Source organism: Streptomyces sp. NPDC088097, from assembly GCF_044741845.1.
Lineage (GTDB): Bacteria > Actinomycetota > Actinomycetes > Streptomycetales > Streptomycetaceae > Streptomyces.
Window position 1 is genome coordinate 599,992 of sequence record NZ_JBIUTJ010000004.1, and the last position, 19,978, is coordinate 619,969.

General features: G+C 70.7%; 12 protein-coding genes. 8 read left to right on the forward strand and 4 right to left on the reverse strand.

Annotated features, from left to right (window positions below; translation table 11 throughout):
- Positions 1 to 858 precede the first annotated feature (858 nt).
- The 4 genes from ACIOD1_RS16565 (at position 859) to meaB (ending at position 7,511) form a co-directional block, all read left to right on the forward strand.
- Positions 859 to 2,061 (forward strand): ROK family protein, encoded by a 1,203-nt coding sequence (locus ACIOD1_RS16565; RefSeq protein WP_401902881.1) that lies wholly within the window; start codon positions 859 to 861, stop codon positions 2,059 to 2,061.
- A gap of 375 nt (positions 2,062 to 2,436) precedes the next feature.
- Positions 2,437 to 4,302, forward strand: a complete 1,866-nt coding sequence (locus ACIOD1_RS16570) for a methylmalonyl-CoA mutase family protein (protein WP_401902883.1) — start codon at positions 2,437 to 2,439, stop codon at positions 4,300 to 4,302.
- Positions 4,299 to 6,512 (forward strand): methylmalonyl-CoA mutase, encoded by a 2,214-nt coding sequence (gene scpA, locus ACIOD1_RS16575; protein ID WP_365616508.1) that lies wholly within the window; start codon positions 4,299 to 4,301, stop codon positions 6,510 to 6,512. The genes ACIOD1_RS16570 and scpA overlap by 4 nt, the downstream gene beginning before the upstream one ends.
- A gap of 12 nt (positions 6,513 to 6,524) precedes the next feature.
- Positions 6,525 to 7,511: a methylmalonyl Co-A mutase-associated GTPase MeaB gene (gene meaB / locus ACIOD1_RS16580; protein WP_365616506.1), complete on the forward strand. Its 987-nt coding sequence runs from the start codon at positions 6,525 to 6,527 to the stop codon at positions 7,509 to 7,511.
- Between the two features lie 21 nt (positions 7,512 to 7,532).
- Here the strand turns inward: meaB and ACIOD1_RS16585 are convergent, their stop codons facing one another.
- A complete protein-coding gene (locus tag ACIOD1_RS16585; RefSeq protein ID WP_365616504.1) occupies positions 7,533 to 8,534 on the reverse strand; it encodes an asparaginase in 1,002 nt (333 codons plus the stop codon).
- A 124-nt stretch (positions 8,535 to 8,658) separates the two neighbouring features.
- Between ACIOD1_RS16585 and ACIOD1_RS16590 the strand changes: the two genes are divergently transcribed.
- Complete coding sequence (locus ACIOD1_RS16590; protein WP_401902886.1) at positions 8,659 to 9,114, forward strand: Lrp/AsnC family transcriptional regulator; 456 nt, start codon at positions 8,659 to 8,661, stop codon at positions 9,112 to 9,114.
- A gap of 5 nt (positions 9,115 to 9,119) precedes the next feature.
- On the opposite strand, the gene ACIOD1_RS16595 is transcribed toward ACIOD1_RS16590, so the two are convergent.
- Positions 9,120 to 11,714: a DUF262 domain-containing protein gene (locus ACIOD1_RS16595; protein WP_401902889.1), complete on the reverse strand. Its 2,595-nt coding sequence runs from the start codon at positions 11,712 to 11,714 to the stop codon at positions 9,120 to 9,122.
- Between the two features lie 486 nt (positions 11,715 to 12,200).
- Between ACIOD1_RS16595 and ACIOD1_RS16600 the strand changes: the two genes are divergently transcribed.
- Complete coding sequence (locus ACIOD1_RS16600; protein ID WP_401902891.1) at positions 12,201 to 13,883, forward strand: SWIM zinc finger domain-containing protein; 1,683 nt, start codon at positions 12,201 to 12,203, stop codon at positions 13,881 to 13,883.
- Positions 13,884 to 13,993: 110 nt separating this feature from the next.
- Here the strand turns inward: ACIOD1_RS16600 and ACIOD1_RS16605 are convergent, their stop codons facing one another.
- The gene (locus tag ACIOD1_RS16605) at positions 13,994 to 15,034 is read right to left on the reverse strand and encodes a beta family protein (RefSeq protein ID WP_401902894.1); all 1,041 of its coding nucleotides are present in this window, start codon (positions 15,032 to 15,034) and stop codon (positions 13,994 to 13,996) included.
- 342 nt (positions 15,035 to 15,376) lie between these two features.
- Here ACIOD1_RS16605 and ACIOD1_RS16610 point away from each other — a divergent pair, with 342 nt between their 5' ends.
- A complete protein-coding gene (locus ACIOD1_RS16610; RefSeq protein WP_401902897.1) occupies positions 15,377 to 17,239 on the forward strand; it encodes a DNA/RNA helicase domain-containing protein in 1,863 nt (620 codons plus the stop codon).
- Between the two features lie 196 nt (positions 17,240 to 17,435).
- Positions 17,436 to 17,564 carry a DUF6408 family protein gene (locus tag ACIOD1_RS16615; RefSeq protein WP_401902900.1) on the forward strand — a complete coding sequence of 43 codons (129 nt, stop codon included), beginning with the start codon at positions 17,436 to 17,438 and terminating at the stop codon, positions 17,562 to 17,564.
- A 54-nt stretch (positions 17,565 to 17,618) separates the two neighbouring features.
- Here the strand turns inward: ACIOD1_RS16615 and ACIOD1_RS16620 are convergent, their stop codons facing one another.
- Positions 17,619 to 19,685: a DUF2075 domain-containing protein gene (locus ACIOD1_RS16620; protein WP_401903084.1), complete on the reverse strand. Its 2,067-nt coding sequence runs from the start codon at positions 19,683 to 19,685 to the stop codon at positions 17,619 to 17,621.
- Positions 19,686 to 19,978 lie beyond the last annotated feature (293 nt).

Below are 19,978 nucleotides of genomic sequence, written 5' to 3' on the forward strand. Positions count from 1 at the left end.
GGGCCGGCGGCTATTTATTTCCGCTGCGGAAGAAATGCGGGTGCGAGGAAGGCGGGACGGGTGGACGGAGGTGCGGGGAGAGCTACGAGGAGACACGGTCGGGCCGTTCGACGGCAGCCCGCCGGAGCGGTGTCACGCGGAGCGGCGGGATCCCGGACGGTACGGCGGGCGGGACGGAGGGGGGGAACGCGCACCCCCCGCTCGGGATCGGGATCGGGAGCCGCATCCCGGACCGTCTCGGCCGGCAGGGGCTTCGGGGCACCGCGGAGCCGGCCGGACCCGGCGTCACTCGGAGTCGACCTCGCGAAGCCGGAGCCGGAGCCGGCCGAAACCGGACCTCGGTCGGCCTCGGCGACGCGCGGCCTCCGGTCGTCCCACCCTCGGACGGGTCCCGGCGGCTCGACCCGCCGGCGGCCGGGGCTGCGGGCTCCGACCCGCGTCGGCGGGGCGGAGGTTCGGCGGGCCCTACGGAGGGGTCAGGCCGGACAGCGGCCCGGACACGCGCCCGGCACGGTACAGACGAGGCCGGGGGTGCGGAGCCGCGGGGCGAGGTGCTCGTTCGCGGTCATGACGGGGAGCCTGTCAGCGGCCCCGCCCGGGGTCAACCCCCGGCCGGGCCCCGGCCGTAGACCGCCGACATCAGGGCTGACCTGCACGTTTCCGCGTACATGGCGGCCGAAAACCGTGGCCGGATTTCACAGCCCCGCAACGCGCCCGCCATGCACGCCCCCAGCCCGCCCCGCCTACGCCCCCACATCCCCCGTCGCGCCGCCCTCCCGCCGCCCTCGCCCCGCCCTCGCCCCGCCCTCGCCCCGCCCGGACTCCTCCCGGTCCGGCCGGGTCCGGCATGATCGGGGCATGACGCGAATGGCCGGCGACCGCCGGGGAGCCGCCAACGCCGCCACCGTGCTGCGGACGGTGCTGGAGCACGGGCCCGTCGCGCGCAGCGGCATCTCCGAGCTGTGCGGGCTGAGCCCCGCCTCGGTGTCACGGCAGACCACCGGGCTCGTCCGGGCCGGCCTGTTGCGCGAGCTCCCCGAGCCCGGGGGCCGCCCCTCCTCCGGTCGCCCCCGCATCCCCCTGGACCTGCACACCGGGGCCGTCGGCGGGCCCGTCACCGCGGGCCTGCACATCGGCGTCCCCTCCTCCACCTTCAGCCTCGTCGACCTGCGCGGCCGGATCCTGGCCCGCCGGGGCTTCCCCCACCCGGACCCGACGGACCCCGCCCTCCCCCTGCGCATCGCCGGGGAACTCGCACGCTTCCTCAGGGAGTTCGACACCGGACGCCCCCTGCTCGGCGTCGGCGCCGCGCTCGGCGGCTGGGTCCGACCCGACACGGGGGTCGTCGTACGCCACCCCGCGCTCGGCTGGCGGGACCGGCCCCTGGCCGCCGAACTGTCCGGCGCGCTCGGCCTGCCGGTGCACCTGGACAACCACGCCCGCGCCGTCGCGGGAGCCGAGGTGCTCTTCGGGCACCCGGCCGCCCGGCGGAGCCTGGTCCACCTCTTCATCGGCAACGTCGTCGACGCCGCCTTCGGGATCGAGGGCGCCGTCCACCAGGGTCCGGACTCCGCCGCCGGGGACGTGGCGCACCTGCCGGTGCCCGGCTCGCGAACGGCCTGCGCGTGCGGACGTACGGGATGCCTCCAGGCGACCGCGTCCGACATCGCGCTCGGAGCCGAGGCCGTGCGCCGGGGGATCGTGCCGGACCCGTCCGTCCCCCTCCTCGTCGACGCCGCCGCCACCGGCGACCCCCGCGCGGACCGGCTCCTGCGCGAGCGGGCCCGGGCCGTCGGGCGGGCCGCCGCCCTGCTGCTGGACGTGTTCAACCCGGCCGTCATGATCGTCACGGAGCTGTCCAGCCTCCTGCACGAGGGGTACCTGGACGAGATCCGGGCCGCCGCCGTCGCCCAGTCCCACGTGTGCCGGGACCCCGAGCGGATCATCGCCCCGCACGCGGGACCGGCCGTACTTCCCGAGGCCGCCGCGACCGTCCTGCTCGGCCCCCTCTTCCAGGACCCGGCCGCGGCGGCGTCGGGGGTAAGCACGGCGGCCCCCTGACCGCGGGACCTCCCCCCGCCTCCGCCCGGTTCGGCCCTCGCCGCCCACCCCGTACCCCTCGCCGGCCACCCCCGTACCGCTCACCGGTGGCCCCGCACCGCTCACCGCCGCGCGCTCGAACTCCGGCGGCGCTCCGCTCGATCACCGCCCGGCCGTCACTCGATCTTCGCCCCGCGCCCCTTCGAGCGCCGCTCGAACGCCGTCCCGCAGCAGCGCCGTCGAGCGGCCGGCGACCGCGCCGCCACGCCCCGCCGACCTGCGCAAAGCGGTTCCCGCCGCGCCCGGACCGCCCGGTCACCACCCCCTGACCTGGGAGTGCGAGATCACATCCGGCGGTTATGGTCTCGGTTGAGCGGCCCCCCTAGCATTCGAGCCATGACGGTCCTGCCTGACGACGGGCTCTCCCTGGCCGCCGAGTTTCCTGACACGACGCATGAGCAGTGGCAGCGCCTGGTGGAAGGCGTACTGCGCAAGTCGGGCAAGGAAGTATCCGGCGAGGCGGCGGAAGCGGCTCTGTCCACGACGCTAGAGGACGGGCTCACCACCCGCCCGCTGTACACGGCACGCCCCGACGGGGAGGGCCCCGACACCGGCTTCCCGGGCTTCGCCCCCTTCGTCCGCGGCGGCACCCCCGAGGGCACCAGCGCCTCCGGCTGGGACGTGCGCCAGCGGATCGCGGGCAGCGACCCCGTACGCGTCAACGAGGCGGCCCTCGCCGACCTGGAGAACGGCACCACCTCCCTCTGGCTGACCGTGGGCTCCACCGGCATCCCGGTCGACGGACTCGGCCGCGCCCTGGCCGGGGTCTACCTCGACCTCGCGCCGATCGCCCTCGACCCCGGAGCCGAATACGCCCCGGCGGCGCGGGCGTTGCTGGCCCTGTACGCCGACCGCGGGGTGGCCCCCGAGGCCGCCCTCGCCTCGCTCGGCATCGACCCGCTGGGCCACGAGGCCCGCACCGGTGAGGCCCTCGACCTCGACGGGGCCGCCACCCTGGCCCGTGAGGTCACCGGCGCCTGGCCGGGCGTACGCGCCCTGACGGTCGACGCCCTGCCCTACCACGAGGCGGGCGGCTCGGCCGGCGAGGAGCTCGGCCTGTCCCTGGCCACCGGGGTCGCGTACCTGCGCGCCCTGACCGGGGCCGGGTTCGACATCGAAGAGGCCCTCGGGCAGCTGGAGTTCCGCTACGCCGCCACCGCGGACCAGTTCCTGACCATCGCCAAGTTCCGTGCCGCGCGCCGCCTCTGGTCCCGGATCGCCGAGGCCTGCGGGGCCCCCGCCGCCGGCGCCCAGCGTCAACACGCGGTCACCTCGCCGGTGATGATGACCCGCCGCGACCCCTGGGTGAACATGCTGCGCACCACCGTCGCCTCCATGGCGGCGGGCGTGGCCGGCGCGGACTGCGTCACCGTGCTCCCCTTCGACAGCGAGCTGGGCCTGCCGGACGCCTTCGCCCGCCGGATCGCCCGCAACACCTCCACCGTCCTGCTGGAGGAGTCCCACCTGGCCCGGGTCATCGACCCGGCCGGCGGCTCCTACTACGTGGAGACCCTCACCGACGAACTGGCCCACGCCGCCTGGGAGTTCTTCCAGACCGTCGAGCGGGCGGGCGGCCTGCCCGCCGCCCTGCGCTCGGGCCTGGTCGCGGACCGGCTGGCCGCCACCTGGGCCACGCGCTCCAAGAAGCTGGCCACGCGCCGCGAACCGATCACCGGCGTCAGCGAGTTCCCGCTGCTGTCGGAGAAGCCCGTCGTCCGCGAACCCGCGCCGGCCGCCCCCCTCGGCGGACTGCCCCGGGTCCGGCGCGACGAGGCCTACGAGGCCCTGCGCGCCCGGAGCGACGCCCACCTGGCCGCCACCGGCGCCCGGCCCCGGATCTTCCTCGCCGCCCTCGGCCCGGCGGCGGCGCACACCGCCCGCGCGACCTTCGCGTCCAACCTCTTCCAGGCGGGCGGCATCGAGCCGGTGCACGACCCGGTCTCCGTCACCCCGGAGACCGCCGCCGCCGCGTACGCGGCCAGTGGCGCCGACGGCACCGCGGTCCTGTGCTCCAACGACGCGCTGTACGAGGAGCAGGCCGGGGCGGTGGCCGCGGCCCTGCGCGAGGCCGGCGCGACGAACGTGTTCCTCGCCGGCCGGCCCGGCACCTCGGCCGACGCCGTCGACGCGTACGTGTACGCGGGCTGCGACGCCATCGCCGTACTGTCCTCCACCCTCGACCGCATGGGAGTGGCGTCTTGAGCAGCGCCGGCAGCATCCCCGACTTCTCCGAACTGCCCCTGGACGGCGGCCCGTCCGCGGCGCCCACCGAGGACGGGTGGCGGGCCGCGGTCAAGGAGTCCACCGGGACCGCCACGGGCGACCTGCTCTGGGAGACCCCCGAGGGCATCGGCGTCAAGCCGCTGTACACCGGCCGCGACCTGGAGGGCCTGGACTTCCTGCGGACCTACCCGGGCTCGGCCCCGTACCTGCGCGGCCCGTACCCGACGATGTACGTCAACCAGCCCTGGACGATCCGGCAGTACGCCGGCTTCTCCACGGCCGAGGAGTCCAACGCCTTCTACCGGCGCAACCTCGCCTCCGGGCAGAAGGGTCTGTCGGTCGCCTTCGACCTGCCCACGCACCGCGGCTACGACAGCGACCACCCGCGCGTGACGGGCGACGTCGGCATGGCGGGCGTGGCGATCGACTCGATCTACGACATGCGCCAACTCTTCGACGGGATCCCCCTCGACAAGATGTCGGTGTCGATGACGATGAACGGCGCGGTGCTGCCGGTCCTCGCCCTCTACATCGTGGCGGCGGAGGAGCAGGGCGTCTCCCCCGACAAGCTCGCCGGGACCATCCAGAACGACATCCTCAAAGAGTTCATGGTCCGCAACACCTACATCTATCCGCCGAAGCCCTCGATGCGGATCATCTCGGACATCTTCTCGTTCACCTCGCAGAAGATGCCCCGCTACAACTCCATCTCCATCTCGGGCTACCACATCCAGGAAGCCGGGGCCACGGCCGACCTCGAACTCGCCTACACCCTCGCGGACGGGGTCGAGTACCTGAGGGCCGGGCAGGGCGCCGGGCTGGACGTGGACGCCTTCGCGCCGCGCCTGTCGTTCTTCTGGGCGATCGGCATGAACTTCTTCATGGAGGTCGCCAAGCTGCGCGCCGCCCGCCTCCTGTGGGCGCGCCTGGTCAAGGAGTTCGACCCGAAGAACGCCAAGTCGCTCTCCCTGCGCACCCATTCGCAGACCTCGGGCTGGTCGCTGACCGCGCAGGACGTCTTCAACAACGTCACGCGCACCTGCATCGAGGCGATGGCCGCCACCCAGGGCCACACCCAGTCCCTGCACACCAACGCCCTCGACGAGGCCCTGGCCCTGCCGACGGACTTCTCCGCGCGCATCGCCCGCAACACCCAGCTCCTGCTCCAGCAGGAGTCCGGCACCGGCCGCTCCATCGACCCCTGGGGCGGCAGCGCGTACGTCGAGAAGCTGACGTACGACCTCGCGCGCCGGGCCTGGCAGCACATCCGGGAGGTCGAGGCGGCGGGCGGCATGGCGCAGGCCATCGACGCCGGCATCCCCAAGCTCCGCGTGGAAGAGGCCGCCGCCCGCACCCAGGCGCGCATCGACTCCGGCCGCCAGCCCGTGATCGGCGTGAACAAGTACCGGGTGGAGACCGACGAGCAGATCGACGTCCTCAAGGTCGACAACTCCTCCGTGCGCACCCAGCAGATCGCCAAGCTGCGCCGGCTGCGCGAGGAGCGCGACGAGGACGTCACCCAGGACGCACTGCGCGCCCTGACCAACGCCGCGGAGCGCGGGGCCGGACCGGGGATGGAGGGCAACCTGCTGGCCCTCGCCGTGAACGCCGCCCGCGCCAAGGCCACCGTCGGCGAAATCTCGGACGCCCTGGAGAAGGTCTACGGCCGGCACGCCGGGCAGATCCGTACCATCGCCGGTGTGTACCGCAACGAAGCAGGCGAGTCCCCGTCCGTCGAGCGCACCCGCGCCCTGGTGGACCGGTTCGAGGAGGCCGAGGGCCGGCGGCCCCGCATCCTCGTCGCCAAGATGGGCCAGGACGGGCACGACCGCGGCCAGAAGGTGATCGCCACGGCCTTCGCCGACCTCGGCTTCGACGTGGACGTCGGCCCGCTGTTCCAGACGCCCGAGGAGGTGGCCCGCCAGGCCGTCGAGGCGGACGTCCACGTGGTCGGCGTGTCCTCCCTCGCGGCCGGCCACCTGACCCTCGTACCGGCGCTGCGCGAGCAGTTGGCGGCGGAGGGGCGCGAGGACATCATGATCGTGGTCGGCGGGGTCATCCCGCCCGCCGACGTGCCCACGCTCCTGGAGATGGGCGCCACGGCGGTCTTCCCGCCCGGCACGGTCATCCCGGACGCGGCCCACGACCTGGTGACGCGGCTGGCCGCGGCACTGGGCCACGAGCTGTAGGCGGCCGCCCGGATGCCCCCGAAGATCGACATCGACGTGTACGCGAAGGGCGTGCTCGACGGGAAGCGCGCCCAGATCGCCCGCGCCATCACCCTCGTCGAGTCCACCCGCGCCGAACACCGGTCCCTGGCCCAGGGCCTGTTGACGCAACTCCTGCCGCATTCGGGGCGTGCGCGCCGGATCGGCATCAGCGGGGTGCCGGGCGTGGGCAAGTCCACGTTCATCGACGCGTTCGGCACGATGCTGACCGCACGGGGCCACCGGGTCGCCGTCCTGGCCGTGGACCCGTCGTCCAAGCGCACGGGCGGTTCCATCCTGGGCGACAAGACCCGGATGGAACGCCTCGCGGTCGATCCCGCCGCCTTCGTACGTCCCTCGCCCTCGGCCGGGACCCTGGGCGGGGTCGCGAAGGCCACCCGCGAGTCCATGATCGTGATGGAGGCGGCGGGCTACGACGTGGTCCTCGTCGAGACCGTCGGCGTCGGGCAGTCGGAGACCACCGTCGCCGGGATGGTCGACTCCTTCCTGCTCCTGAGCCTCGCCCGTACCGGCGACCAGCTCCAGGGCATCAAGAAGGGCGTGCTGGAACTCGCCGACGTGCTCGCCGTGAACAAGGCGGACGGCCCGCACGAGCGCGAGGCGAAGGCGGCGGCCCGCGAACTGGCGGGCGCGCTCCGGCTGATGCACCCCGTCGACGCCGCCTGGACCCCGCCCGTCCTCACCTGTAGCGCCCGCGAGTCCATCGGCCTCGACGAGGTCTGGGACCGGCTCGAACAGCACCGCGCCGTGCTGGAGGCGGGTGGCCGGCTGGCGGCCAAGCGGGCCGATCAGCAGGTGGAGTGGACCTGGTCGATGGTCCGCGACACCCTCCTGGACCGGCTCCGCTCGGATCCGGCGGTACGGTCCCTCGCGCCGACCCTGGAGGCGGAGGTCCGGGGCGGCACGGCGACGGCCACCTCGGCGGCGGACCGCATCCTGTCGGCGTTCACGGGCACGTAGCCGCCGACCGCGCGGCCTCCCTCAGGCCTGGACGAGCACGGACCCGTCGGCGCCCAGCACCCGTCCCAGCACACGGACGCGCTCGGCGGGGTCCTCGGAGGCGAGCAGCGCGGACAGTACGGCGATCCGCGCCTGCCCGGCCCGCAGCGTGCCGGTGGGCACGGCGCCGGCGGCGACCAGGTCGACCGCTCCGCCGTGCGTGTAGATCTCGGTGACGGGCCCGGCGGGGACCCGGGTGGTCAGCGCGACGAGCACCCCGCGCTCCACGGCCGCGGCGACCGCCTCGACGATCTCCGGGGTCGCGTTGCCCGCGCCGGTCCCGACGAGCACGATCCCGCCGGCCCCCGCCTCCACGGCGGCGTTGAACAGCACCGGGTCGCCGTCGGCGTGGTGCATCACCATGTCCACGCGCGGCGGCAGCTCCGGCATGGCGGGCAGCGCGAGGGCCGCGGGCCGCTGGGGGCGGCGCAGCATGGTGACCTTACCGAAGCCGATCTTGCCGAGCAGTTCCTTGGAGGGGTCGGCGAAGGCGTCGAGGGCCACGGCCTGCGTCTTCACGGTGCCACGGGCGGCGTGCACCCGTCCGGCGAAGGTGATCAGGACGCCGAGTCCGCGCGTGGTGGCGGCGGTGAGCAGGGCGTCGTAGAGGTTCCCGGGCCCGTCCCCGTCGGCGGCGCCCATCGGGAGCTGCGATCCGGTGAAGACGACACTGCGGGCGTCGTGGTGGTGCAGGTCGACCAGGAAGGCCGACTCCTCCAGGGTGTCGGTCCCGTGGGTGACGACGATCCCGTCCACGTCGGGGTCGGCGAGGACCTCATGCACGGTGCGCAGCAGGGTCAGCTGGTGCGCGGTGGTGAGGCGGGGGCTGTTCACGCTGAACAGGTCCACGACCTCGACGTCGATGCCCTCGGGGAGCGGCGCGGTGGCCATCACCTCGCTGCCGTCGGCATCGGCCGCGAATCCGGAGCCCTGCCACCGGCTGGCTATCGTCCCGCCGGTGCTGATGACGACGATGCGTCCCATGGCCACCCTTCCCCATCCATCCGTCGCACACGTATTCCAGAGAGGGCAATGATAGTGAGATCTACGCGCAACACGATTGCCTATTTGGTCGCACCTGTTCACACAGGTGGCGGATAATTGCGCCATGGACTCCATTGACCTGGAAATCTTGCGCGAGCTCCAGCGCGACGGCCGCCTCAGCAACCAGGAACTGGCCCAGCGCGTGGGCCTGACCCCCTCCCCCTGCATGCGCCGCGTGCGCCAGCTCGAACAGGACGGGGTGATCCAGGGCTACCACGCGGTGATCAACCCCGAGGCGGTCGGCCGCGGCTTCGAGGTCCTCGTCTCGGTCGAGGTCCGCCGCGACCGCGCGGCGGTCGAGGCCTTCGAGGCCGCCCTCCAGGACATCCCCGACGTCATCGAGGCCTACCGCCTCTTCGGCAGCCCCGGCTGCCTCCTGCGCATCGCGGTGGCGGACCTCCGCGCGTACGAACGCCTCTGGATCGAACAACTCACGGCCCTGTCGGGCGTGACGGAGGTCAACTCCCAGATCATCATGAAACGCATCAAGGAACCCACGGGCCTCCCGGTGGCCCCCTGAACCGGTCAGATCGCGAGCGGACCGCCGCCACCGTCGATCGGACGGCGGGCCTGGGACAGGGTGACCGCCTGGGCGAACCACTCCAGGACGGAACGGATCTCGTCTCCGTGAGCCCCGAAGACCTCCAGCGGGAAGGAGGGGCGCAGGTCGAGCTTTGCCTCGGCCAGGTCGATGCCGTCGATGGAGTTGAAGCGCTCCATCAGGCCGCGGCGCAGGGGCTCGTCATCGAAGGGCGGGCGCCGCTTCAGGTACTGGAAGACGACCTCCACCGTGCCGCTCACCGGGTAGATGCCGATCGGCCACAGGGCCCGCGCCCCTTCGGGCCCGCCCGCGTCCACGGTCGGGAAGCAGCTGGTCTCGCTCGCCTTGCCGTGGACCCGGTAGCCACCCTGTTCCTCCCAGAACCGGAGCGCGCCCAGAACTCCTTCGGCGACCTCCGGGGTCTGGTTCCTGCGCAGCAACGCCTCGAAGCGGACTGCGGCTTCGTCACCGCCGTTCGTCGACGCGGCCGGCGTCCCCGCCGAGCTGTCCTCCGGGAACTCCTTGCCCGTCAGGACGGCCAGGTCGGCGCTGCTCAGGCGGTGGGCCTTCGACGCCCGGCCGTTCTCGTCGAAGGGCACGCCCTCGGCCTCCAGCACCATCTTGGGGTCCCCGGTGTGCCGTTCGTCGGTCCACCGGAAGCCACCCGCGATCCGACCGTCGGCGGTCAGCACCCGGTAGGCGCAGTGCAGGCCCGTCCGGGCCGCGATGTGGTTGCCGACGGCGATGGCGCTCGTACCGATCAGGGCGGCCAGTTCACCGTACGAGGTCCAGGTCCCCGCCGGGACGGCGAGCAGGGTCTCCCTCAGCTCCCGCCAACCGGCCCACTCGTCGTCCGCGTGTACGAACCCCTCCAGCGGTCCGGGCCACAACTTGACCGCGCGGGAGGCCAGTTCATCGGCCCGAGCGATGATCTCCGCGCGGCCCCAGCGATCCTGCGCGGCGATGTTCTGGTTCATCCGCAGCGCACTGGAGTCGAGCAGTTCCTGCTTGCGGTGGAAGGGGTGGTTGGACAGCCGCGCGTTCTCGCCGGAGAGGGTGAGGTTGCCGAGGGTGTGCACGAGGAGGTTGTGGATCTCCTCCGGGCTCTCACCGTCGGCCGCTTCTTCGGCCAACAGCTCGAACCACTGCTGCGCGGGGCGCTGCGGCAGCACGTGTTCCACGGTGAGCGGGGCCTTGTCGTAGTCGACGGGTTCGCTCGATCCGTGGCTCTCCTCCAGCCGCCGCAGGATCTGGAAGCGCTGGTTGCCACGGCCGGTCTTGTAGAAGGGGCGGGTGCGGATCGCCTCGCGAACGGCGTCGTCGCCGGGCCACGCACGGGCGCCCGTGCGGGCACGCGAGAGGAAGCGGCGTACCGCCTCGGCCGGGGAGCCGTCCTTGTCCAGCTCCTTGGGGAGTTCCATGAAGACCCGGTTGCTACCCGTCGTGGACAGACCGGCGAAGAGGCGCCGCACCACATAGCTCTCCGCGTAGCCGAGCGCCTCGGCCGCTTCCGTGGCCGTGGTCCTGCGCTCGTCCACGAGGTCGAGGAGGTACAGGGCCAGCGGATAGTGGGTCTGCCCTCCCCAGCGGGACCACCGTTCCAACACCGCCCGCAGGCCCGGGTCATTCTCCCGCTCGGGTTCAAGGATGCGCATCAGGCGATCGGCGCGCAGCGAGAGCCGGGCGATCACGGCCTCCAGCGCGGCCTCGTCCCCGCTCAGCGGCTCCAGGCGCTTCTTCTGGTCCCGGTAGATCTCGCTCTGCCGGGCCCGGCTGTTCCCGCCGACGACGAGGTCCAGCCACACCAGCAGCTCAAGATGCGCGGGGCCCAGCAGGTCCTGCATGGGAAGCCACCGTTTGCGGTAGACGTCCTCGCCCCGGTTCGGGAGGCACATGAAGAGGTAGTTGCGCAGCAGGTCGCTCTGACTGAGCCCCACTCCGGTGTTGTTGATGGATTCGAAGATGCGGTAGACGTTGTCGCCCTCGGCGGCGGTGATCGCGACGATCGAGAGGCACTCCCCGAGCACGGACTCGACCGCGTCCGCCCACGCCTCGCCCCCGCTCTCGCTCCCCTCGGCCAAGGCGGCGACGAAGAAACGGTAGGCCGCGCCGACGTTCCCGGCCCCGCCGGCCTTCGGAAGGCTGTCCACACAGGCCGTGTACGCCTCGCGGTCCGCCTGCGTCGGCAGCAACCGGTAGCCGTCGTGACCGTCCTGGTAGGTGTTGACGAGGATGAGGTCGTTGATGCGGGCGGCCTTCTTCGCCGCCCCCCGACCGCGGTGGTGGTCCCGAAGCGCGGTGAACGCCAGCATCAGGGTGGTCATCCGCTGCTGCCCGTCGACGACGAGCCAACGCCGCATCCCGCCCGCGACGACCCGCTCGGGCGCCAGCACCACCGACCCGAGGAAGTGCCCGGACCCGGGGCGCCCTTCCAGTCGGTCCTCGACCAACTCCTGCACGTCGTCCCACAACTGCCGAAGCTCGTCACGCTGCCAGCTGTAGGTGCGCTGGTAGAGCGGCACCTGAAACTGCTGCTCCCCCTGGACCAGCTTGCTGAACGTGGTCTCCTGAGCGTGCACGCCCGTCCCCTCCCGAACCCCCCGGCAACGACGCCCCATTGTCGCCCCACGCCGTCCGCTGATCGGCCGGAACGTCCACATGTGCACCCCCCGTGAACACCCCGGCAACACCGGACACCCCCAGCCCCCGCCCCGAGACCCGCACGCCGCACGCAAAACGGTCGGCCCGGCCCCGTCCGAAGACGCGGCCGGGCCGATGAACCGAGACGAGGCGGGAAACCTCAGGTCAGGCGTCTGCCTTGACCGTCTCCAGGATCGCGACGCACTCCACGTGGTGCGTCATCGGGAAGAAGTACGCAGCCCTAGAGGTCAGGAAACCCGCAGGTCAGAGTGGACTCGGCGATCTGGCCGGTGCGGCCGTGCGTCAAACGAGCGTCACGGGCCACCTTGATGGGACGAGCCAGAAAACCGAGGTCGACACAAGCCCAGCGACGAAAGTTCCCCGACCACAGCCGCACACGTGCCAGATCCCATTCAATAAGAGCTATGAACAAGGTGCTGAGGTTCGACGAAGACGAGCTACGTCGACTGGCGGGGTCCCGATCGTTCGAGCGTGGCCTCGCCTATGTGTCCTCGGTGTATGCGATGGAGATCGGCGAGAGGTCGATCACCGCGACCGTGGACGGCACCGACGCGTACGAGGTCGAGCTGACGGAAAAAGCGAAGGGACTCACCGGCCGATGTGATTGCCCCTACGGGCAGGAGGGCAACTTCTGCAAGCACTGCGTGGCGGTGGCACTGACGGTCCTGCAACAAGCAGATTCGGTTCCCAGGCACCGGGCCGCCGCTACGTCTCGCGGCCGGCAGCTCACCACCTGGCTGGAATCCCGCAGCCGAGACGAACTGCTTTCTCTGCTGAAAGAGCACATCGCGGACGACCGCGACCTGCGCCACCGACTGGAACTTCGCGCGGCCACTGCCAGAGACGACCTCGGCGCCGTCCGCGAGCGCATCCTTGGTCTGCTCGACACCCGGCCCTTCGCCCGGTACGGCTACGTCGAGTACGCGGACGCCCACGCCTACGGGCTGCAGGCGGCAGAGGCCGTGTCGGCTCTGCGCACTCTGACGGAGACCGGCCGGGCAACGGAAGCAGTAGAGGTGGCACGGGACGCGATCGAGGCCCTCGCTCGAACGTACGGAGAGATCGACGACTCGGACGGAGTCATCGGGAGCGTGGCGACCGAGCTCGCCGCAGCGCACCTCGAAGCCTACCGAACGGCTCGCCCCGACCCGGCCCGGACCGCCGACTGGCTGGTGGACCATCTCCTTGGCGACCTGAGCGACGCCACCGACATCCTGCTGCCCGACTACGCGGACGCCCTGGGCGCGGCGGGCCTGGCACGGGCTCACGAATGGGCCGCCGGGGCCCTGCGCGACAACCCGAAGGGCTGGGCGGAGAAGTACCTCATGGAACAGCTGATGCGCGCCGAAGGCAGCGTGGACGCGCTGATCGAGTTCCAGGCGGCGGACTTGGCCCCATCGGGCGCCACGCACCTGCTGATCGCCCAGGAGCTGGAGCGGGCCGGCCGCCCGGCAGAGGCCCTGGAGTGGGCGGAACGCGGCCTACGTGAGGCCGAACCCAACCACGGCCCCGACAGTCGCCTGTCGGACTTCGTATGCGAGCGCTACACCCGGGCCGGCCGTGGCGCCGACGTAATCCCGATCCGCCGCGACGCGCTGCTGCACCGTCGCTCCCTGGCGGCATACCAGGACCTCCGCACGGCAGCCCGCACGGCTGGCTGCTGGGACGAGACCGAACGGACCCGAGCACGGGAGCTGCTCCGCGCGGACGCCCGGCCCCGCAAGAGCCCCGGCCCCACAGGCTCGGCCCTGGTCGACGCCTTGCTCGACGACGGCGACCACGACGCGGCCTGGGAAGCGGCCTCGGCGGGCTACGCCGACGGCCGCCAGTGGCTCACCCTCGCCGACCTCACCCGGGACGACCGCCCCGCCGACGCCCTGGCGGTCTACCTCCGCCTCATCGTCCCGCTCCTCACCCGCACCGGCGACACCACGTACGAGCACCTGACGGAACTGCTCCTCAGCGCCCGCGCCTGCCACCGAGCCCTCGGCACGGAGGACGCATTCACCACCTACATGACCACTCTGCGCACCGCCCAAAAACGCAAGCGAAAGCTCACGACACGGCTAGACCAGCACGGCCTGTAGCCCCCCTGTCGCGGGCCGCCTGTTCACGCCTCCCGGCCACGCCCGCGGGGTGATCCCGCAACGAGTAGCTCGATGATGCCCTCCACGCTGGGAGCAAGGATCCCTGCAGGTCACACGTACCGCGCTGCGTAGGTCATGTGCTGCACGTTGCCCACGCACAGCCACGTGCCGAAGTTGCCCGTTCCCTGTGCGCCGAGACCGAGCGCGCAGTCACGCAGCCAGGTTTCGCCACTGCTGGCAGTCGGCCCGCGGAAGCCCGGATACGCCAAGAACTCGTGGGCAGTTGCACGGTTGTGTACGGCCCGGCCATCGCCCGACGCGAGCAGCCTCCCGAGGACGAAGGCTTCGTCGAGCGTGTAGCGCAGAAAGCCCCAGGGCGGTCCACCCCCGGCCGAGCGAGGGGGCCGGCTGATGGCTTCGGCGGGCTGCACTCCGTAGTCGCCGTAGCTGAGCAGCTCACGATACGCGCGGCCGCCGGCGGCTATCTCGTGCCACGTGTTCCGATCCGTTCGCGGAACTTCACACAATCCGTGCTCCAGCATGTCGGCAGTGACGTTGGGGAAGCCGCCGCTGAGCACAGCGGCGGTTCGCCAGGGCGCCAGCGGGATGAGGCAGTCCAGCGCACGCAGTGCTTCCTTGCCGGCGTCGGGTCTGTCGGCCCGTACGGCGCCCAGGTCCAGGAGGAGATCCACCCGGACCACCGGATCAGCCCGTTCGAGCAGATGGCGTACATCGTCGCTGGTACGGCCGTCCCATTCCCCCGGAACCCGGACGCGTACACCCAGCCCGTCACCGGCCGTCCGGGCCGTCGCGAGTGCCATGGCCTGCTGCTCCTCGGGCCTTCCAGGCCCGGTCACCGGGCGCAGCAGCCCGAACGCGCTCGCTTCCGACATCAGCTCGGCGAGTACAGGTACTTCCTCCTCACCCGCGAAAGGGGCGTCCAGCCAGGCGGGGCGGTACCGCTGGGCCCGGGACACCGTGGCCAGGTCCTGGCGTACCTTCGCAGCCAGCTCGGTCGGTGAAAGCCCGGGGTGTGGCGGCAGATTCCAGACGGGCGTCAACGCGTTCTGAACGTCCGGCCGGAGCCGAGCGTAGGCACTGACCGCATGCGGCCGGGTCGGCAGAACGGGAACGTACAGCGGTCCGGCCATGGCGGTTCCCCCTTCGACGCTTCTCACGCCCCTACGCCTCTGGCATCAGGGTGGGCAGTCATGGCACGCCAGGAAAGAGCGCCCTTTCGGCCATCGGCCAAGCCGCCGGAGAAGCGCCCGATCCTGTGTGCTCACCCTTCACGCAGCGCCACGAACAGCACCGCCGCCCCAGGGGTCCCATGGCCCGGACCGTGGTTCCTCGTCCGGCTGCATGATCCACGCACTGCCATAAGATGACGTTGACCATCTCAGCGGCCCGCCGGGCTTCCGTTCCACCTCCGTGGAACAGAAGGACATGCCCCCACCCGCACGAGTTACTCCGTGCTGCCTGGGGGCGATTTCTTGCTGTTCCGTGAATCCGCCGCGTCCTTGGCCAACCGCACTGCCCTTGAGGGACGGCTGGCGGAGCTTCTCAGTGAGAACTTCCTTCACCGGCACGGCTACAGGCCGCACGCTGCCGAGGTCCACTCCTGGGAGCGGAGCATTCCCGCGCTCACACACGCTCTGATCGAAGCGGGTCTCGGTGAGGTCGAGATGCTGCTGGAGTACGGGCTGCCACTGACGAGCAAGCGCGCGGACGTGGTACTGGCCGGGGTGCATCCGGTATCCGGCGAGCCGTCGTACGTCGTCGTGGAGCTCAAGCAGTGGACCGAGGCCCAGCCCGTGGACGACGACCCGCTGCGGTGCAGCGTGCCCTCCTACGGCGAGCCCGTGCTGAACCCCATCGAGCAGGTACGGGGCTACTGCGACTACCTGGTTTCCTTCAACGGGGCTCTCGAGCAGAACCCCGGCTCCGTCTCCGGAGTGGTGTTCCTGCACAATGCAGCCGAGGTCAGGGTCGCCGGGTTGCGCGAGGTCGAAGAGGACCACCGCGGCCGCATGTTCACCGCCGATCAGCGCGGTGCGTTCCTCGACTACCTGCGCTTGAGGCTGGCCGCGAAACCCGGTGCTGCCGCCGCCGACGACCTCCTGCAAGCCAGGGTCCGGCCGTCCAAGCAGCTGATGGCCGTGGCTGCGGACGAGGTCCGCGACCGGGAACAGTTCGTACTGCTCGACGAGCAGCGGCTCGCCTACGAGACTGTGATGGCGGCCGTCCGCAAAGCGCAACGCCGCAACAACAAGCAGGTCGTCGTCGTGACCGGCGGGCCCGGATCCGGCAAGAGCGTGATCGCCCTCTCCGTGCTCGGCGACCTGTACCGGCGCGGTGTGCCTGCTCTCCATGCCACCGGATCGCAGTCGTTCACGAAAACCATGCGCAAGGTCGCGGGCGCCCGCAAGCCCGAGGTCCAGCGCCTGTTCCGCTACTTCAACAGCTTCATGGAGGCCGAGCCCAACGATATCGAGGTGCTCGTCTGCGACGAGGCGCACCGGCTCCGCAAGACCTCTGCCAATCGCTACACCAAGGCCTCGCTGCGCTCCGGGCGCCCACAGGTATCGGAGCTGATCGACGCGGCCCGTGTCCCGGTGTTCCTCCTCGATCAGCACCAGGTGGTGCGTCCCGGCGAGATGGGCACCGTCGAGCAGATCAGGCAGGCCGCGGCCGAGCAGAAGGTGGACTTCACACTGGTGGAGCTGGACAGCCAGTTCCGGTGCGGAGGCAGCGATGCCTACCTGCGGTGGGTGACCGGTCTCCTCGGCCTGGAGGGCGAGGGGCCGATCGAGTGGGAGCCGGATGGCAAGGTACAACTGCTGACGCTGGACAGCCCTCAGGAGTTGGAGGCCTTCCTGGACGGCAAGCGCGCGCAAGGGTACGGCGCCCGGCTTTCCGCCGGCTACTGCTGGAGGTGGACCACGAAGATCACTTCGGCGATGACGACGCTCCCTGCTGATGTGGTCATCGGCGACTGGTCGAAGCCGTGGAACCTGTACGGGGACCGATCCATTCTGGGAGCACCGCCGGCTCCACTCTGGGCCACCGATCCGGCCGGCGTCGGCCAGGTCGGCTGCGTGTACACGGCTCAGGGCTTCGAGTACGACTGGTCGGGCGTGATCATGGGCCCGGACCTGGTCTGGCGGACCGACCGATGGGTGGTCGATCGCGCCGCCTCGAAGGACCCCTCCTTCACGAGGGCCACGCCGGACGAGGACGTCGACCGACTCATCCGCAACACGTACAAGGTGCTCCTCACCCGAGGCATGATCGGAACGGTCGTCTACTCGACGGACCCCGAAACCCGTCAGAAGCTCCGCTCGCTAATTCCCTGACCGCCGGACCGGTCAACGGATACCATGATCTCGCTGCGCACCTTCCCGGAGGGTACGAGGCTGTGGTTCATGCATGAGGCCTGACAGGCCGTGAGTGACGAATGGTTGTGCCCGTCGTGCGGTAACGCACGACGCGAGCGTGGCTACCCGGTAGGGCGCCCCCTGCCATTCGGAGCTCACCCACCTGGGGGCTGGCATGTCCAACACCGAGTACAAGCCTGCGCGTCGTGACCGGATCCGCGAGATCCTGATCGACACCGTGTCCGGAGTCGTCTCCAGTCTTCTGGTGGCGGCCCTGACCGCGGTGGCGAACCTGCTCTTCTGACGCAGGTGTGTGGCGGGCCCGGCGAGCCCGCCACCACATCGTCGGTCGTCCCTGTCAGAACAGGACATCAGGACTCTGCCCCTTCGATTTGCCGGCTTCGCCTCCCCGCCTGTTCGGCCGGTTTTCACGCGCGCGGCGATCCGACGCCTGCCGATTCTGCATGGTGGGACGGAGTCCATGGATCTCCACGGGACCCACTTGTTCCTTCAAATGGGCGCGGGTCTCCTCGTCCGTCGAGTACAGCACCGTCGCGCGGCTGCCGCGGGTCATGAGCACGTGGTAAGCCTGGCGTACGAGTAGCGCGAATTCATCGGGACCAACGCCGGATGCCTTGACGTCGGGATCGAACGATCCAGGCTGAGCCACGCGCCAGATCTTGGACTCGGGCGCCTCCTTGCGCTTCTTTCCCCGACGGAACTCCCATTTACCACCTCGGCGCACCATGTCCTCGCCCATAATCACACCGCACCAGTCCCATTCCAGGCCCTGCGCCGTGTAGATACAGCCGATCTGGCCGAGGCCGCCGTCGTTCACCGCCCAGATCCTCGACGGGGGTGCTCCGTCCGCGCAAAAGGTCTCGCCCTTCGCGTTCCACGGGCGGTGCCAGTCCCCGATGCGCACATCGGCTTCCAGCCTCTTCTCCTTGCCCTGGGGGTTGTTCCAGGGCCAGCAGTACCCCGCGACCATGCGTGCGGAAGCACCTGCCTCGACCTCGGTCCGGATGATCTGCTCGAGCTCCTGGGGGGTGTCCGCGACCTCCACGTGCATGAGGCCGTCGGGCCTCCAACGCTCCGGCGCGTCCTCCGACAACCCGAGCAGGGCGTGTACCCAGCGGATGTAGGCATCACTGCCACCGCACCGGAACTGCTCCCGCAGGTCGTACGTGGCGAGCTGGGCTCCGTAGCGGTGCGCCGCGTCCCTGATCAGATCGGCGGTTCCCACCTCGTCGGGACGTACGGACTGGCGCTCGTCCAGGAAGAAGACCGACAGACGTGACGCGTCGAGGAGTTCGTCCACCTGTGGGCGGGTGCCCGACTTCCTTGCATCCCTCTTGTTCTTGGAACGCTCGCAAAGACGGTGGGCTTCGTCGCAGATGAGTACGTCCAGGGGCGGGTCCGGCGTCGTGACGAAGCTCTTGAAGCTGGTGAACGTCTTCTTGAACTTCCCGTCCCCGTATCCCACGTGTTCTCTCAGGGCTCCGTTGAAAGCCTGGCTTCCGCTGGCGTATTTGACCGTCCGGCCCTGCGCCTCGAGTTCCTTCTTGACCTGCAGACCGATGGCGCTCTTCCCCGTTCCAGGCCCACCGGTCACGAGGAAGACGACACGCTTGTCGCCTGGAATGGCCTTCTCAGCCTTTTCCAGGATCTGGTCCGCAGCCTCCTTCTGTCGCCCCCGCAGGGTGAAAACCGTGTCGGCACCGCGGGATCGGATCATGGCATCGAGCAACGGGGTGTTGCGCAGCCCCATGCTACGGAGCATGGCCTCGGCCTCGGCAGCTCCGCCCTGAGCATCGAAACTCCTCCTGAGACTGTGGAACAGTTCCTCACGCTGATCGCCCGTGTAAACCCGAGCATAGGCACCCGTCGGTGCATCCACTTCAATGAGCGGACGCACCGAGTCCTGAGTGGCATTGTGCAAATAGGCGAAACCACCGCACTCGATTTCCATCCCCTGAAAAGGACCGGTTTTGCCCGTGAAGTCCAGGAAGTGCTCATGCAGCTGCAGCGTCGGGTGCTTTTTCTTACCCATCCCCGGTACGTCCACAAAGTCTGCGGTGGCCTGTTCGATTCTGGTGACGGTCGACCAGCGTTTCAGTTCGACCAGCTGCACGGAAGGGCGGTTCTCCTGCGGATGACGCCCGACCAGCACAACATCGATGAGCGGCGGCCGATCGATCTTCGCGGTCGTGGCTGCGCACTCGACGACCATCTCGACGTTCCCGCGGTCCGCGTCAACCAGGTCGTTCGCCAGACTGATCAGACTTTCCGCCCATGCGGAGCGCTCCGAGACCGAGACCTTTGCATGGCGGAAGTGCCTCCAGCGTGCGGCTAGGTGCGGCACCATGTGCTGGCGTTCATGCAGGGTGAGCAGATCCTGGGCCGAGAGCTTGAGCAGGAGCATGGACACGAGGTGGTTCCCCCAGGGCACGAGTGACTCGTGCGGGTGGGGGCATGTCCTGGTCGGAAGCCTGTCGGGCCGCATTCAGTTCCGGTGATCTTAAGGAACGGCCCAACGCCCAGGTACACCGCCACGGCCGTCGGCCGAAACCACAGCCATCATGGCCGGATCACACGGGGCCACGCCCCCCGGCAGCTCTCTGCCCGGTTCGTCGCAGCTGCCCCGGATGTCACCGCCCACCGTTAGGATCTCCGGAGAGCTTTCTCTACCGCCGGATGGCCGAGCCGGTCAGCTCT